General features: G+C 36.8%; 13 protein-coding genes and 1 pseudogene. 5 read left to right on the top strand and 9 right to left on the bottom strand.

Translation table 11 applies throughout. From position 1 onward, the window contains the following. Positions 1-355: 355 nt before the first annotated feature. From K5S59_RS24710 to K5S59_RS24695, 4 genes are all read right to left on the bottom strand, one after another. Positions 356-1,783, bottom strand: a complete 1,428-nt coding sequence (locus tag K5S59_RS24710; protein ID WP_060489176.1) for a serine hydrolase domain-containing protein — start codon at positions 1,781-1,783, stop codon at positions 356-358. 294 nt (positions 1,784-2,077) lie between these two features. After that, positions 2,078-3,022, bottom strand: a complete 945-nt coding sequence (yhaM, locus tag K5S59_RS24705) for a 3'-5' exoribonuclease YhaM (RefSeq protein ID WP_000726650.1) — start codon at positions 3,020-3,022, stop codon at positions 2,078-2,080. 41 nt (positions 3,023-3,063) lie between these two features. Continuing rightward, a complete protein-coding gene (locus K5S59_RS24700; RefSeq protein WP_120449629.1) occupies positions 3,064-5,988 on the bottom strand; it encodes an ATP-binding protein in 2,925 nt (974 codons plus the stop codon). Beyond that, positions 5,985-7,226, bottom strand: coding sequence for a metallophosphoesterase family protein (locus K5S59_RS24695; protein ID WP_120451079.1), 1,242 nt, complete (start codon positions 7,224-7,226; stop codon positions 5,985-5,987). The genes K5S59_RS24700 and K5S59_RS24695 overlap by 4 nt, the downstream gene beginning before the upstream one ends. Before the next feature lie 294 nt (positions 7,227-7,520). On the opposite strand from K5S59_RS24695, the gene K5S59_RS24690 reads away from it, so the two are divergent. Beyond that, positions 7,521-7,706 (top strand): YhzD family protein, encoded by a 186-nt coding sequence (locus tag K5S59_RS24690; protein WP_000539551.1) that lies wholly within the window; start codon positions 7,521-7,523, stop codon positions 7,704-7,706. A 26-nt stretch (positions 7,707-7,732) separates the two neighbouring features. Here the strand turns inward: K5S59_RS24690 and K5S59_RS24685 are convergent, their stop codons facing one another. Then, the gene (locus K5S59_RS24685) at positions 7,733-8,095 is read right to left on the bottom strand and encodes a hypothetical protein (RefSeq protein ID WP_120449627.1); all 363 of its coding nucleotides are present in this window, start codon (positions 8,093-8,095) and stop codon (positions 7,733-7,735) included. A gap of 155 nt (positions 8,096-8,250) precedes the next feature. On the opposite strand from K5S59_RS24685, the gene K5S59_RS24680 reads away from it, so the two are divergent. Beyond that, complete coding sequence (locus tag K5S59_RS24680) at positions 8,251-8,391, top strand: YflJ family protein (protein ID WP_000273536.1); 141 nt, start codon at positions 8,251-8,253, stop codon at positions 8,389-8,391. A gap of 65 nt (positions 8,392-8,456) precedes the next feature. Here the strand turns inward: K5S59_RS24680 and K5S59_RS24675 are convergent, their stop codons facing one another. The 4 genes from K5S59_RS24675 to K5S59_RS24660 form a co-directional block, all read right to left on the bottom strand. Beyond that, positions 8,457-8,855 (bottom strand): hypothetical protein, encoded by a 399-nt coding sequence (locus K5S59_RS24675; RefSeq protein ID WP_098258315.1) that lies wholly within the window; start codon positions 8,853-8,855, stop codon positions 8,457-8,459. 107 nt (positions 8,856-8,962) lie between these two features. Further along, the gene (locus K5S59_RS24670) at positions 8,963-9,397 is read right to left on the bottom strand and encodes a hypothetical protein (RefSeq protein ID WP_000212317.1); all 435 of its coding nucleotides are present in this window, start codon (positions 9,395-9,397) and stop codon (positions 8,963-8,965) included. A gap of 159 nt (positions 9,398-9,556) precedes the next feature. Then, the gene (locus K5S59_RS24665) at positions 9,557-10,201 is read right to left on the bottom strand and encodes a response regulator (protein WP_120449623.1); all 645 of its coding nucleotides are present in this window, start codon (positions 10,199-10,201) and stop codon (positions 9,557-9,559) included. Further along, on the bottom strand, positions 10,191-11,408 hold the full coding sequence (locus tag K5S59_RS24660) for a sensor histidine kinase (RefSeq protein ID WP_000738692.1): 1,218 nt from the start codon (positions 11,406-11,408) through the stop codon (positions 10,191-10,193). Before K5S59_RS24660 ends, K5S59_RS24665 begins: the two co-directional genes overlap by 11 nt. Before the next feature lie 103 nt (positions 11,409-11,511). On the opposite strand from K5S59_RS24660, the pseudogene K5S59_RS30495 reads away from it, so the two are divergent. The 3 genes and pseudogenes from K5S59_RS30495 (at position 11,512) to K5S59_RS24650 (ending at position 14,763) form a co-directional block, all read left to right on the top strand. After that, positions 11,512-11,696, top strand: a pseudogene (locus K5S59_RS30495) (hypothetical protein). Positions 11,697-12,022: 326 nt separating this feature from the next. Further along, a complete protein-coding gene (locus tag K5S59_RS24655) occupies positions 12,023-12,994 on the top strand; it encodes a zinc-dependent alcohol dehydrogenase family protein (protein WP_120449621.1) in 972 nt (323 codons plus the stop codon). Between the two features lie 638 nt (positions 12,995-13,632). Continuing rightward, complete coding sequence (locus K5S59_RS24650) at positions 13,633-14,763, top strand: RNA-guided endonuclease InsQ/TnpB family protein (RefSeq protein ID WP_120449619.1); 1,131 nt, start codon at positions 13,633-13,635, stop codon at positions 14,761-14,763. The last annotated feature ends 69 nt before the right edge of the window (positions 14,764-14,832 follow it).

Genomic DNA, 14,832 nt, shown 5'->3' with positions numbered 1-14,832 from the left:
CCCCCCGCTTACCCGACTAACTAAGCTGCCCATATGGACAGTTTATTGTATTTTTTACTTAGCATATTTTTTCTGAACTGCTGACGGTACTCAACTAAAAAGTCGATATACTCCCATTCTAGTGGCAAGATATGTTTTATTAGTTCTTCGTTACACCCATGCGTACTTCTTAACTATTTTATTTCATTTTCAATAAAGTGAAACTTTAACCAATCGGGCTTTAATGGGCAGCCGGACCCCCACCTAAATTCTTTGCTTTCGCTGAATTTTGAGTTGGGGGTCTTACTGCCCATTAAAGCGGGATAAATTGAAATTTAATGACTTAACATTATGCTTATCTTAGGAGCGAGGTATTTTATCGGTGAGTGTACACAAACCATGTAATGCTTGCTGTTAATAATGCTGACGAAATCAAAGCTGTAAGAACACTATATGTTTGCCACATAAGTATCGTTGACCAATCGAAAGCACAGCACAGTATACCCAGGGCAATCGTAGCGGTCAGGAAAATAACTGTTACGGTTATTCTCTTTTTTGTCATTGGCTGCCGCTCATTCGTTCTCCTTCTGCGTAATCCTAAGAGAAATAGCAAAACAGCCAATAGGAAAAGAATAATTGTGATAGACGACAAAATGATATCCAAAAGCTGTGTGCCGCTTATTTCATATGACTGAGTTAGATTGCCTTCTAATATATCTTTAACTTTTAGTACCATGTTTGTATTGGTATTTGCACCGTTGCTCAGCAAGGAGACGGCTGTTCGTTCATTTGGCAGTATGACTACTTCGGTTCTGAAATTTGGATTGCCCCCAGTGTGTTCTATAATCGTTTGTTCGGCGTTTACGGACCAGCCTGCCGCATAATACATACCGTTGACAGCCGAAACAGACATATCACCCCTATGTGATTTTTCGATAACCATGTGAAATATTTCGGGTATGTCCTGCACGATCCCCATCTGTATGCCCATCCAACGCGCCATATCTTTTGTATTAGAAATGATGTAGCCTGCGGGTTTATTCCCAGCATAATCCGGAGCTTTAAATGGAGTTGTCATAAAAAAGGAAGAACGGTAGCCCTGTGCCAACTGTCCAGTGGCTTGAGCATCTTCTTTATAAACATATGTCTGGTGAAGACCTAACGGCTGAAATACCTGTTCCTTCATAAAGTCTTCATAGCTTTGTCGCGACACAATCTCAATAACCAAACCCAATACGTCATAATTAACGGTTCCATAGTTATACTGTTCACCGGGAGGGAACGCCAATTCAGCATCAACGAGCATTTCCACAGTCTTTTGCAACATATCCGGTGTATTGCCTTGTGGAATATTTTGAAGATGCCTAATATTTGTTAGACCACTGGTATGGTGAAGAAAGTTATTTAGTGTAAGACTTTGCATATCAACAGGTTTCCCTTGATACTTTAATGTAAACCAAGGTAAATATTTTTGGACAGGGTCAGTCATTGAAAGCAGCCCTTGCTCTTCCAATAGCATAATACCCATACCGGTAAAAGCTTTACTGACCGAGGCTAACTCATAGAGTGTATTTTCACTTGCAGACAACCCCTTTTCACGGTCTGCATACCCTGAAGAAAAGTAGAACACTTCATCATCAGCAAGTATTGAGATTGACATTCCCGGCACACCTGATATACGACAGGCATCATCTAGCAACGCTTGTATTGCCGCAGATTGCGAATCTGACAACGCATAACTTTGTGTTGCAAATCCTGAGAATAATATAAATATCGTTAATACAAAAACAATAATCTTTTTCATAAACTCTCCTTTTTGGAAAATTATAAGAGAATAATATAAATAACCTCCTTTTACAACTACGAAACTAAATTTTAATTTATCTTTCTATTCACCTGTATAATATCAAATAATTACGAATAGTTACACTTGAACGAACAGATGGATGTAATTTGAAACAACTTTAAAGAGCCTTGCTACGTAGAATGTAGTAAGGCTCTTAGCTTTTTAATAATCAAAATTCAATAACTTTATTATCATTATACAACAGCCCCACTAAGCGTATTAACACTTAATGAGGCCATTTGATTCACATTATTAATTATGGAACGTCGGTTTATAGAACGAACGATTATCAAGTGCAAAGACACGCTCTGTGTATTCGCCTGGTTTTGTGCGTCCTAATGCACGGTCCATCATGTTCATTTTTGCATCTAAGTTATCGATGTAGTGCAGAATTTCTGCTTCTTTTACTAATGGTGGTTTTGGGCTACCCCATTCTGCTTTTCCGTGGTGAGAAAGGACGATGTGTTGCAGAATTAATACTTCTTCTGCATCGATGTTCAGCTCGTCTGCTGCTTTACCAATTTCGTTCACCATAATAGAAATGTGGCCTAGTAAATTTCCTTCTAACGTGTACGTTGTAGAAATTGGGCCAGATAATTCAATTACTTTACCAAGGTCGTGTAAAATAACGCCTGCATAAAGTAAGTCTTTATCTAATGATGGGTATAGATTTGAGATAGCTTTCGCTAAATCAAGCATCGATACGACGTGATAAGCTAGTCCAGATACGAACTCGTGATGGTTCTTTGTCGCTGCTGGATATTCTAAAAATTCGTTTTGATGCTTATTTAATAAATGTCTCGTTAGACGTTGAATGTTCGGGTTTCTCATTTCAAATATGTATTGCGTAATTTTCTCGACCATATCTTCTTTTTTCACTGGTGCTTTTTCTACGAAGTCTGAGATGTCTGTTACTTCATTTTCATTCGCAACACGAATCTGTTTCACACGTAATTGAATACGTCCTTTGTAGTTTAGAATGTCACCAGCTACTTTAACGATTGTTTCCGCTACATATTGTTTCTCAACTTCTGGTGATACGTCCCATAGCTTCGCTTCAATATCTCCACTTGGATCTTGTAAGATTACTGTTAAAAACGGCTTTCCATTGCTTGCTAGACCTTTTGTCGCTGTTTTAATTAACAAGAAAACATCGACTTGTTCACCAACTTCATATTCTGCAATTTTCTTTTTCATTCGAATTCCTCCACCATATCAGTTACTTTTAGTATAGCACACTACAACTCATTTTCTTTACGCTTACGCACTAATTTTACAATCTGTTTTTCTGTAAAATACGTTAGTAAATGCGCATGGCATGTAAAGAAGATGACTTGCCTATCTTTCGCAATTTCCTTTATAAGTTCAATCGTGCGATTTGTCCTTACCGCATCAAAATGCACGAAACTATCATCAATAATGAACGGATAATCATGCTCAAATGTTTTCGCTAACGCAAATCGCAACGATAAATATAACTGCTCCGCTGTCGCTTGACTTAGTTCATGACTGTAAAAACGCATACCGTCGTTACGCTCGACAATGAACGGCTCTGCCTCTGACGGTGAAAAAATTTTACTATATCGTCCGCCTGTTAAATACACAAAATACTCTTCTGACTTTTGTAAAATACGAGGAAGATGTACTTCGTGATAATATTGCTTCGTTTTCGTTAACACTGTCTTTGCGGCCGCATACGCAGCCCACTTCTTCACTTGTTCACGCACTTGCGCTTTTTTCATTTCCCATTCGTGTAGTAAATCACCGTACGTACTTCCTTCTTCTAAATTCGCAATTTCCATACGATGTTTCGCAATACGCTCTGTCAGTTCTTTTTCCTTCGTAAGACAGTTTTGCGCAGTTGTCATTTCTTGCTTTAATTTTTCATCATAACCGTCAGCTTCATAATGTTCAGCTAATGATAAACTCGTTAAACGCTGTTCTAACAGATCAATTTGCGGTAATAAACGCCCTACTTGCTTCTCAGCATCTTCACGTTTTTCGGCTAGTTTACCTGCTTCTAAAAACATCTCTTCATCTGTAGAATGTGCGATATGCCATAATCCATCTCGTTCTACTAACAGTTGTTTCAATTGCTCTTGCATGAACGCATATTCTTCTTGCCATTCCGCAAGCTTCTCTTTTAGCTGCTTACAAGTTTGGCGTTTTTCTTTCTCATTTTGCATACGGATTTGTGCCTCGTGCAGCTTACTATACTCCGCACTACCGATAACAGTTTCTAGTTTATGTTCAAAATGCGAAATCATTTCATATAATGAAGATTTGCGCTCACTTTTCTTCTCTAAATCACGATATAATTGCTGCATTTTTTCCATACGCTCAAACGCCGGTAATATGTGCGCATACGTATAAAATTCAGGGAACGTATAGCGCATTTTATACACATTTACTTGTTCGCTAATGCGGAACGTTTCTCGCTCCCATTCCTCATAGGATGAAACGACTTTATCATACGCTCGCTCTATTTGCTGCAACTTATAAGACTCACGCTCAAATAACTTCCGAATCTCTTCATCTTTTTCTAACTCATAGCGCACAGACATCGCTTCTTCACTTTGTCTCCCGCCAGCACTTTGCTGAAGAGTAAGCAGTTCTTCTTGTAACCCGCTTGACGGATCTTTATATAAAACAAGTGCAAGAACAATCGCTACAAAAATAATGACACTAATAAATAAGAGCGGGCGGTAGTCTATAAATAAGCTTGTGAATAAAACGACTGTGTTAATAAGAAGTAACAGAAGACAAACTCTTTGCCACTGTTTTTTCTTTTGCATAGCCGCTCCTGCTTTTTCCTCATACTTGCGCTTCATTCTCTCTGCGCCCATACCGATAAACGCCGCATCTTGGAACGACTTCTCTTTCTCAGCTAACACATTTCGCTCTTCATCCGCTAACATTTGTTGCTTAATCTGTCTTATATTTTCTTCTTGTTCTTCTAACTGCTCTTGCGCTACTTTAAAACGATCATCGAGCTGTGCTTTTTGCGTTTCTAATTCACGTGCTTTTTGCACTGCTTGCGTAATTAACTCTTTCGTTGCCAAACTCATATCAAACGAAAGAACTGTTTCTTTTTCAAAAGTAGCACCAATTTGTTGCTCTAGTTCTGCCAGCTCTTCTTTTATATTCGTAATCGTTCCTGTCATATCGCGCATTTCTTGTCGTGCATTTTCATAAGACATATGCTGCATACGAAGTTCTTCTACATAACTTTCTTTTTGCAAAAACGCTTCATCTATTTGAATCGATTCCATTTCCGATTGCACATTCTCTATTTTTTTATGGAGCGAATCAACTTGTAATTGAAGCGGCTCCATCTTCGCCTTAATCGCTTCATAGCGCGCCATCCCGTTTACAGGAAATTGCCCGCTCTCGTTTTCTAACACTTTCTCATGCGCACGCTTTTCAATAACGAGAGGCTCTAGCGCTGCTAATATTTCATAATCTTGCTTTCGCTTTTCTGCATTCTCTTTTTCAACGCGAACAGTAGCTAGCTTCTCTTCACTTTCTTTTAACTGCTCAACCTGTTTTTCATACGTGCCAATTTTCCCTTGCCATTCTTTCATCTTCTCTTCAAGCTTCTTCATTTCTTGCAGTGACACGTTAATTTCTGGTTTACGCCCACTCGGCTTAAAGCGCTGATCCATTTCTTTTTCTAGCTTTTTATCTAGCTGTAATAATGCATCGCTTCCGACTGCGCTTGCTGAAAATAAATAATTACCAATATCCGCTTCGCCGAGCTGATGAATATTTTGAAGGCCGTGCATATCAAATGAAAAGACAGATTCAAATAAACTTTCATTCATCCCGCTTAATATGTCGTGTAAAATTTCTTCGCCGCCCGTTTTTCCGTCTTCAAAATAAACGGTCACCTCGCCAGCTGCCGTCTTTGGCAATCTTTCAATTTTCAAACGACCGTACTTCTCTGTTTGCACAGTCATCGCACCGCCATACTTGCCGCCTTCTTTCGGCTCATAACGGCGCTGTCCTCTCGTCGGAAAACCGAATAAAATACTTTTCATAAATGAGCGAATTGTTGATTTCCCCGCTTCATTCTCACCGTACAGCACCGTCAGCATTGACAGATCCATTTCCACATTTTCTAATTTTCCGTACCCATAAATATGGAGTTTTTCAATTCTCATTTCTTATCCCTCTCTTGCTGGAATAATTGCTCTAAAATAATATTTTCCGCTTCCTTTTGAATCTCTTTCTTCTCTTCTTCTGTAAAAGATTCAATACTATTACGCGCTACAGGAGATGTCCAAATCGTGCGCAACACACCGTCCATATTGGTGAAAGCTTCTAACTCCTTTAGCACACTACCGACGAAATGATTTTCTTCTTTCAAACGCTCGATTTCCGCAAAAGAAACCGTCTCATTTTTCCACTTCATCGCATATACGAAATCTTTTCGCTCTTCGCCAGATGCTAAAATATGAAAAATCTCTTCTACGCGCTTTTCATCACGTAAATAAGGAGAAATTGGTCCCTGCCCTGTAAATACGACAGTTAAAAGCGTTCCTTCCTCTTCTCTTCGGCATTCATTCATCGCACTTGATATCACAGTCATAAGTTCATCGACAGTTTCCAGTCCATCAATATTCACTTCTATCTCATCCCACACAACATCTGCCGTATGGAAAAATGAACATTGCGTTCCTTGTTTCGTGAGTTCAATAAGATACGCACCCTTTTCGCCCGTTTCCTTACGATGACGTCCTTGTATGTTTCCTGGATAAATAATGCATGGCTCTTCTGATAAAATTTCACGTTTATGTATATGGCCAAGAGCCCAATAATCAAACTGCTTTTCTTTTAGCTCACGAATTTGAAACGGTGCATAGCGATTATGCTCTGCATCTCCTTCCACACTTCCGTGAAGCATACCAATATGAAAAGGCGCATCACTCATTTTCGTATACTGCGCTGTCATATTATCCGTTACCGCTTGCTGCAAATAACTAAACCCGTAAATAGAAGCTACTAGCTCACCATTTTTATAAAATGATTTCTCTTCTACATAAGGCTCCGTAAACACATGAACATTTTCCGGAAACTCAATTGCTGCCCAGCTTCCCCCTAAATGATCGTGGTTACCGTGAATAATAAAAACAGGGATATCGTACTGCGAAAGTCTCTTCATTTGCTCGCGCACAAACACTTGCGCTCTCAAACTTCTCGTCTCCGCATCATACAAATCCCCGGCTAGTAATACGAAATCAACGCGCTCTTGAATCGCTTTATCAACAATACGCTCGAACGATTCAAACGTACTCTGCTTCATTCTCTCCCAAACAGACTGCGGTACATTCATTTCCATCCCTTTAAACGGACTATCCAAATGCAAATCAGCCGCATGTATAAACTTCACTTGTTTCACAAATAACGATCCTTTCTTTTTCCGTACTTTACTACGAATAGTAAATCTAGTGCCCATAAAACTTCCCCTTTACCCCGTATTAACGGGCAGTAGACAAAGAAGCTAATCTGAGGGTTAACTGCCCATAAATACCCGATTGGTGAAGGCTAATAATCTTCGGGGATGAAAAGACTCCCCGAAGATTAAAGTTTCACTTTATTTTACCACGCAATGTCATATATTTCTTTGCATATTCTAGTGATTTATGCCAAAATAGTTATAAGATTCTGATTTTTATCATTGGAGGGAATTTTCATGGGAGTATACGTTCTAACAGTCTTTGAAAAAGATGGTTCAAAAGCATTAGACGAATCATTCGAGGCGGCAACTGAAAAAGAAGCGAAAGCAAAAGGTGAATCTATTTTACAAGAAAAAGGATTGTATGAAAAAACACATCGCTGCACATCTTCTGCAGGTAAGCTCGTTTTATTCCAGCGCTAAAAAAAGAAGCGTCATCCGCTTCTTTTTCACTCTACTATATCTTCGTCACACCACGTAAACACCACATCTAGAATGCGATTACCGATACGTACGCGCTTATTCCATTTTCCTGTTTGGATCTGATGTTGCAATTCTGCTTTCATCTTTTCCGTCCAGTCGTGAATCGTTTCACTATCGTTGTACGGATATACGCTTGGAAACTCTTCCTGCAGTAGATGCAAGCTCTCTGCATCAAAATGAAAATGGAAGAAGTAGTTTGCTGTAAGCGATGGTTCTTGCAATCGTAAAAAATGATCATCAATTTGCTTTCTATTTCTGTAGAAAGTAAAGATATTCACTTTACCGCTCGTAATTTGGTCAATTTGAATTTCGTGCTTCTCTATAATCACGTCTTGCCCACCTCGTTATATACTATCCTTAGTATATATGTCTTTTGCAACAAAGTTAACCATTTTCGCGCGAAATTCATTTCCTTCATTATATTACCTGTACCTCCAAGTACAATCAGAACAAATAAAAAACAAAGTTGAAGGGGAGAGATCACATGTATTTCGGAAGCAAAGGTTGGTATGTAAAAGAACTTAAAAAATTAGGTATTCGTACTTACGAAGGTAAAAAACTAGAATCATATCGTACGCATGTGTTATCTAGTTTACTTGAGAGAATGAAGAAAGCTTCGGCTTAATTGATGTAGGAAGCAACTACGGTTGCTTCCTTTTTATATAGTGGAAGAATAGAAATAATCCTATCTTAACGTGCTATCTTTACCGTTATACTCTCTTGATAAAAACCACCCCTTATCAACTGCATCTCTATTACCAAATCTCTTTCTAGATAATCATTCGTACATACTTTAAATTCCCCATACTTATTAACCCGTCCGCTTCCAACATACATATCACCACTTGTTATGACAATTGTTGAATGAGGTTCTGCACGACCCAACACAAAATTATGACCATATTCCACAGAAGCTATCGTTATTTTTTGATGCATATTATTAATTGAACCTATACATTTCTTTTTACACAAATTAACATTACTTTCTTCAGCCCTCGAAAACGCCAGATTCCTGTTAATCTTTTCTGAAGAGGAAGCAACATTCCCCAGCCAAATAAACCTATCAAATGTAGTAATAGGTAGAAACATCTACGCTAACTCCCCCATTCTTCTTTTCTGTTTTTATCGTCTACAATCTTTTGATGAACTTACAGTAATAATTTCTATATTAATATAAAAAAATATCCTTTTTCCATTCAATTTCGCACTGTTAATTTGTACAGAATACATAGAATACTGTTTTTCACCCCAGATGCAATGGCAACGCTACACAAAATAATCCACGATCCATTAAATGTAAATTCGCCTTCAAATGTGTTAATAATAATTATGTTGCCGATTATTAAAAGAATCCATGAAATGGAATACTGTTTTCCATTTGTAATATATAAAATTCCATCCTCATTACAAACTGTAATTCCTCCACCTTGCCAAACACCAATAGCGAAAGAAAAAATCGTAACTGCCAATAACTCTGCTTGTAAATCTCTAGTCACTGGTTGCGGCGCCGTATAAGTAATAATCCCTATCATCATGAGAAAAGTAATAATATGTATCCAGTTTAATTTTGTTTGTTTTCTTTGCAGCCAAATAAAGAAAATTACTACAGAAATTAAAAACAAAGTTGCCATTTAATTATTCTTCTTCCTTTCCCATATTAAAAACGTCTGTGTAATGCAATTAGAGCGTTCTTAAATCTCTCATACTTTCTAAAGCATAACATGAGAAAATAATAAAAAAATCGTACAAAAGGGCAAGCCTATAATGTACGATTGGGCATATATAATGTTTTAAAAATGAATTAACTTCCTTTCAATAGATACAGCTACTGCTTCTGACCTTGAATTAACACCTAATTTATTGTATATATTTGTTAAATACGCTTTTACTGTTCGCTCAGCTATTCCCATATCGAATGCAATTTCTTTATTCTTATTTCCACGCGCAATAGCTTTCAACACAAACAATTCTTTTTCTGTTAAGTTATTTTCTTCAACCTTATCAGCATATACTTCTTTCCTTTTATAATTCACTATTTTTTCCATAACATTGGGTTGTAGTAAAATCTCACCTCGAATAGCCGCTTCCAATGTTCGAAACAAATTCTCACGATCCGTATCTTTTAGCAAATATCCTTTTGCTCCTAACTCAATTCCCTTTAACATTAATTCGTCTTCGTTATAAGTAGTTAATATAATAATCGGCGTATGATTTTGTTTTTTATTTAAAGCTTCAATTGTTTCTAGACCACTCATTTTAGGCATATTTAAATCCATTAAAATAACATCAGGTTTCTTTTTTTCTATGAAAGAAAGGGCTTCTTCTCCATTTGCAGCCTCACCTATAATTTGAAATGAATCACTCGTTTCTATTATTAATTTCAGACCTTCTCTTACAACGAAATGATCATCCACAATTAATACGTTATACTTCATGTTTATCTCCTTCATTATTGATAGGTACTTGAATACACACTTTCGTACCCTTCATCTTTTCACTCAATATATGTATTTCTCCATTAATCAATCGAACTCGCTCATTTAAGCCAATTAAGCCGTAATGTCCAGGATTCTTACCGATAGATCCAGTGTCAAATCCCATTCCATTATCTTGAACTTCAATAGTAAGTTTTTCAGGGTTATCGATATATTCAACTTTTAAATTTACATCTGTTGCCTGCGAATGTTTTGCGATATTCGTTAAACATTCACTAATTACATATAAACAATGTTCCTTTACTAAGCTTGAAATATGCGGTGGGCTTTGAATAGTAAATCTCACTTGTATAGACGTAGCCTCAGAAAAACGTTGAACTTCTTCCTCTACTGCTTTATTAAATGAATTGGTAGTATGACGCAAATCATCAATAACCAACCTTGCATCATGTAAAGTTTGTCTCGCTCTTATCATAGTTTGTTTCATAATCTCTTGAGATCGTTCTATATTCCCTTTTTGCATATGGGCATCTATTGCTTCCAATTGCATAATTAAGCTCGCTACACCTTGCGCTAACGTATCATGTAAATCCCTTGCCATTCGCTGCCTTTCATTAGCTAATGTCAATTCTTCTACTCTCATATATGCAGACTCTAACTCTTGAATGTAGCTCTGTATACGATTACGTGCATCATATTGCTGCTTATTAATATAAGAAAAAGGAATAATAATTGCTAGTACTAAAAGGAACATAGAGATAAGAATAGCTACTTTATTCACACCATAATTCATACTAATCGCAATACAAAATATGGCATACATGAGAGTAAAAACTGCCATTACTTTAAATATATTGTTATAAACATATAAACTTTGAGCAATTAAAATAGGGGTTAATCCAACAAAAATAGCTATTGAACCATTTGGTACAATAAATGCAGCAAGAAACACAATGAAGAGTTGTACAAAAAAGAAATACAACAATTGCCTATTTTTTAATGAACTCGCATACCAATGAAAAATAGTATGAATAACAATGACTATTGTAAAAAAGAAACTATCTATTGAGAGAATATTATTACGAAATTCTAAAAGCATTGAAGCTATATATACGAGTGTAATCCATAAAACAATAAACCTTCTTGGAATAAATACCGCTTCCAATACATTTGTATCCACATCTATATTTGAATTCATTTTTTTCATATTCGACCTCCATCATTATATTATACAAGATGCAGCTTACATTTTGATAAAGTGAAACTTTAATTAGTGGAGCTTTTTTCCATCCCCATTACAGAATATAAATATGAAATATTGCATATCGAAATGCATTGATATAATTGTAAGCGCTTACTATAATAAGCGTATAAAGATTTATTGCATCTTACCATAAAGAAAGGAGGCACTCATATGGAAATCGCAATGGCAGTTTTAAAATTTGTAGGTGGAGTAATTCCATTAGTTCAAGAACTTTTAAAAGCATTCATGTAAGGTTATCATTCAGCAATTATCTATAATAATTATCATACAAATGATCTGTATATCAAAAACAAATTGATACACAGATCATTTGTGTGAGAAAACTTTATACGAGAACTATGTAACCTAGTAGAACAATAACGATACATCTATCTCAAGTTAGAAAAAGACGCTCACAAGAGCGTTTTTTCTTATATTACTATGTATTCAGGAGAAATCGATTTTACCAAGTAGATAAACGACGAATTTCTGTTCCCTTTTATTTTTTGATAACAAAATAATCACTCCAACCAAAAATGCTATAATAAACCCAATCAAACTAAGGGGGCACTTTTATCTTGCACGGAAAACACATTCAATTTCACAAGTTTGGTAACCCAAAAGATGTATTACAAGTTGAATATAAAAATATAGAACCATTAAAAGAGAATGAAGTTTTAGTCCGTATGTTAGTTAGACCGATTAATCCATCTGACTTAATTCCCATTACCGGAGCGTACGCTCATAGAATTCCGTTACCTAACATACCTGGTTATGAAGGTGTCGGTATTGTGCAAGATTTTGGCGCGGGCGTTACTAGAGACCTTATTGGTAAACGTGTTTTACCGTTACGCGGAGAAGGTACTTGGCAGGAGTATGTGAAGACGTCAGCTGATTTTGTAGTCCCTATTCCGGATTCTATTGATGATTTCACAGCGGCACAAATGTATATTAATCCTCTTACGGCGTGGGTTACTTGTACAGAAACGTTAAACTTACAAAGTAATGACGTTTTATTAGTGAATGCTTGTGGATCCGCTATTGGACATCTATTTGCGCAGTTATCACAAATTTTAAACTTCCGATTAATTGCTGTTACAAGAAATAATAAGCATACAGAAGAGTTACTGCGCCTTGGTGCTGCATATGTAATTGATACTTCCACTGCCCCGCTTTATGAAACCGTTATGGAATTAACAAACGGGATTGGTGCGGATGCTGCGATTGACTCTATCGGAGGACCAGATGGAAATGCATTAGCTTTCTCCTTACGTCCAAACGGGCACTTTTTAACGATCGGTCTTCTATCAGGAATACAAGTAAACTGGGCAGAGATTGTCACGAAAGCAAAAGTGCACGCGAACATATTTCATTTACGACATTGGAATAAAGAAGTGTCACCATATAAATGGCAAGAAACGTTTCGTCACTTAATTCGCTTAGTAGAAAATAAGCAATTACGTTTTATGAAAGTCCATTCTACGTATGACTTAGCGGATGTGAAAGCGGCAGTTGATGTCGTGCAGTCTGCTGAGAAAACGAAAGGGTAACTAACTGTTACGATTTATTTAACCAATTATAACGAAAGTTAATTAAATATATCAGTAAGCCCTGCTAGTCAAGTGATTGGCTAGTAGTGAGGGTTAACTGCGGGCAATCCCTAAAGCTGATTGAACTACAACGTGGCTAGAAATGGCGAGCGTGAATGTTGCGAAAGCAGAAAAAATCAATCAGATCGTGCAAGGTTAAATCCTAAACACTAGAACAATGGGTCTTCCGCCTCGAATCATCTAAGTCAAAAGTGATAAGATGAACGTTCAACGACTATCTCGTATAACTGACGAGAGTACATCACAAGCCTATGGTGGTGGAAAAATCCTCTATCTCTAAAGAGATAAACATATAGTCTGCGCTCATGTGAAAACATGAGAAGTTCATAAGAGAACTGGCTAAGGAATTGCGCCCTTAGTTGAACGAGATACATTTAATTAAATCTATCCAACCTCATTGAATTTATCGAACGTATGTGCTATTGTGAGTTTGATGAGGTAAGAATAATAATGAAATTTTTACGAGTTAGTCAAGTATCAGAATTAACAGGTTTGCATCCGAGTAGTCTCAGGAGAATGCTGGTGGAACACGCTACGATTCAGAAGAACAAATCTTTCATTAAAGGAGTTACATTCTGATGATATTGGCGAAGAAAGTTAGACTAATTCCAACGCCTGAACAAGAAAAAGTGCTTAGAAACCATGCTGGCGCTGCAAGATTCGCTTATAACTATTGTAAAAGAATGAGCGATAGATACTATAAGCTATTTGGAAAATCTGTTTCACAGTTAGCTTTACAGAAACGATTTACAAAGATCAAGAAGCGAAAGAGATATGAGTGGTTAAAAGACATTAATGCACAAGTTCTTAAACAGGCTTCAAAAGATTTTGATACGGCGAGGAAACATTCGTTCAAAAAGTACAAAAATGGTTATCACACTTCTTATAAATCCAAAAAAGATTTAATCCAAGGATTTTATGCTAATTATGAAAGACTGATTATAGGAAAGAAAGTAGTTCATATCCAGTCTATTGGAGAAGTGAAAACAAGCCAACAACTACCAAGAAACAAAAAACCATCCAATCCAAGAGCTACATTTGACGGTCGTCACTGGTGGATTAGTGTAGGATTCCAAGAAGACTTTGAATTACAAGAACTAACCGATGAGTCGATTGGTGTGGATGTTGGTTTAAAAGAGCTGTTGGTAGCTTCTAATGGTATGAAAGAACGAAATATAAACAAAGATGCCAAGGTTAAAAAACTTTTGAAAAGGAAAAAGTCAGCACAAAGAGATATGTCTAGGAGATTTAAAAAAGGTGTAAAAATTCAATCTGCCGGATATGAAAAAGCGAAAACTGAGCACCTGCGGTTATCTAGGGAAATTATGAATATCCGAAATAACCATATCCATCAAGCGACAGCTAAATTGGTGAAAACCAAACCAATGAGGATTGTTGTGGAAGACTTACCTATCTCAAACCTGTTAAAAAACAAAAAACTATCGAAAGCATTTTTATTTCAAAAATTACACTTCTTCTTTCAATGTTTATCATACAAGTGCCAGAAGTATGGCATTGCGTATGTAAAAGCTGATAAATGGTTCGCCTCAAGCAAGATTTGCTCATGTTGCGGAGTAAAATACGACCATTCAGTTCAACCAGAAGGACAGTGGAGTTTAAAAATACGGGAGTGGTGTTGTGCTTCATGCAATAGCCATCACGATAGAGATTTGAATGCTTCGATAAATTTATCAAGATGGGTAAAATAATTGCTTGATAATAGGAGGTAACGATACTGCCTCGTGTGGAGTGTTGTACCCCTCGTCCCTTCGGGGTTG

The sequence above is a fragment of the Bacillus sp. BML-BC051 genome, from assembly GCF_019656175.1.
GTDB lineage: Bacteria > Bacillota > Bacilli > Bacillales > Bacillaceae_G > Bacillus_A > Bacillus_A mobilis.
This window is presented reverse-complemented; position numbering and strand designations above follow the sequence as displayed.

Coding starts and splice junctions, on each gene's coding strand:
- K5S59_RS24710 (WP_060489176.1), bottom strand. CDS start 1,783: ATGAAAAAGATTATTGTTTTTGTATTAACGATATTTATATTATTCTCA.
- yhaM (WP_000726650.1), bottom strand. CDS start 3,022: ATGAAAAAGAAAATTGCAGAATATGAAGTTGGTGAACAAGTCGATGTT.
- K5S59_RS24700 (WP_120449629.1), bottom strand. CDS start 5,988: ATGAGAATTGAAAAACTCCATATTTATGGGTACGGAAAATTAGAAAAT.
- K5S59_RS24690 (WP_000539551.1), top strand. CDS start 7,521: ATGGGAGTATACGTTCTAACAGTCTTTGAAAAAGATGGTTCAAAAGCA.
- K5S59_RS24680 (WP_000273536.1), top strand. CDS start 8,251: ATGTATTTCGGAAGCAAAGGTTGGTATGTAAAAGAACTTAAAAAATTA.
- K5S59_RS24675 (WP_098258315.1), bottom strand. CDS start 8,855: ATGTTTCTACCTATTACTACATTTGATAGGTTTATTTGGCTGGGGAAT.
- K5S59_RS24670 (WP_000212317.1), bottom strand. CDS start 9,397: ATGGCAACTTTGTTTTTAATTTCTGTAGTAATTTTCTTTATTTGGCTG.
- K5S59_RS24665 (WP_120449623.1), bottom strand. CDS start 10,201: ATGAAGTATAACGTATTAATTGTGGATGATCATTTCGTTGTAAGAGAA.
- K5S59_RS24660 (WP_000738692.1), bottom strand. CDS start 11,408: ATGAAAAAAATGAATTCAAATATAGATGTGGATACAAATGTATTGGAA.
- K5S59_RS24650 (WP_120449619.1), top strand. CDS start 13,633: ATGATATTGGCGAAGAAAGTTAGACTAATTCCAACGCCTGAACAAGAA.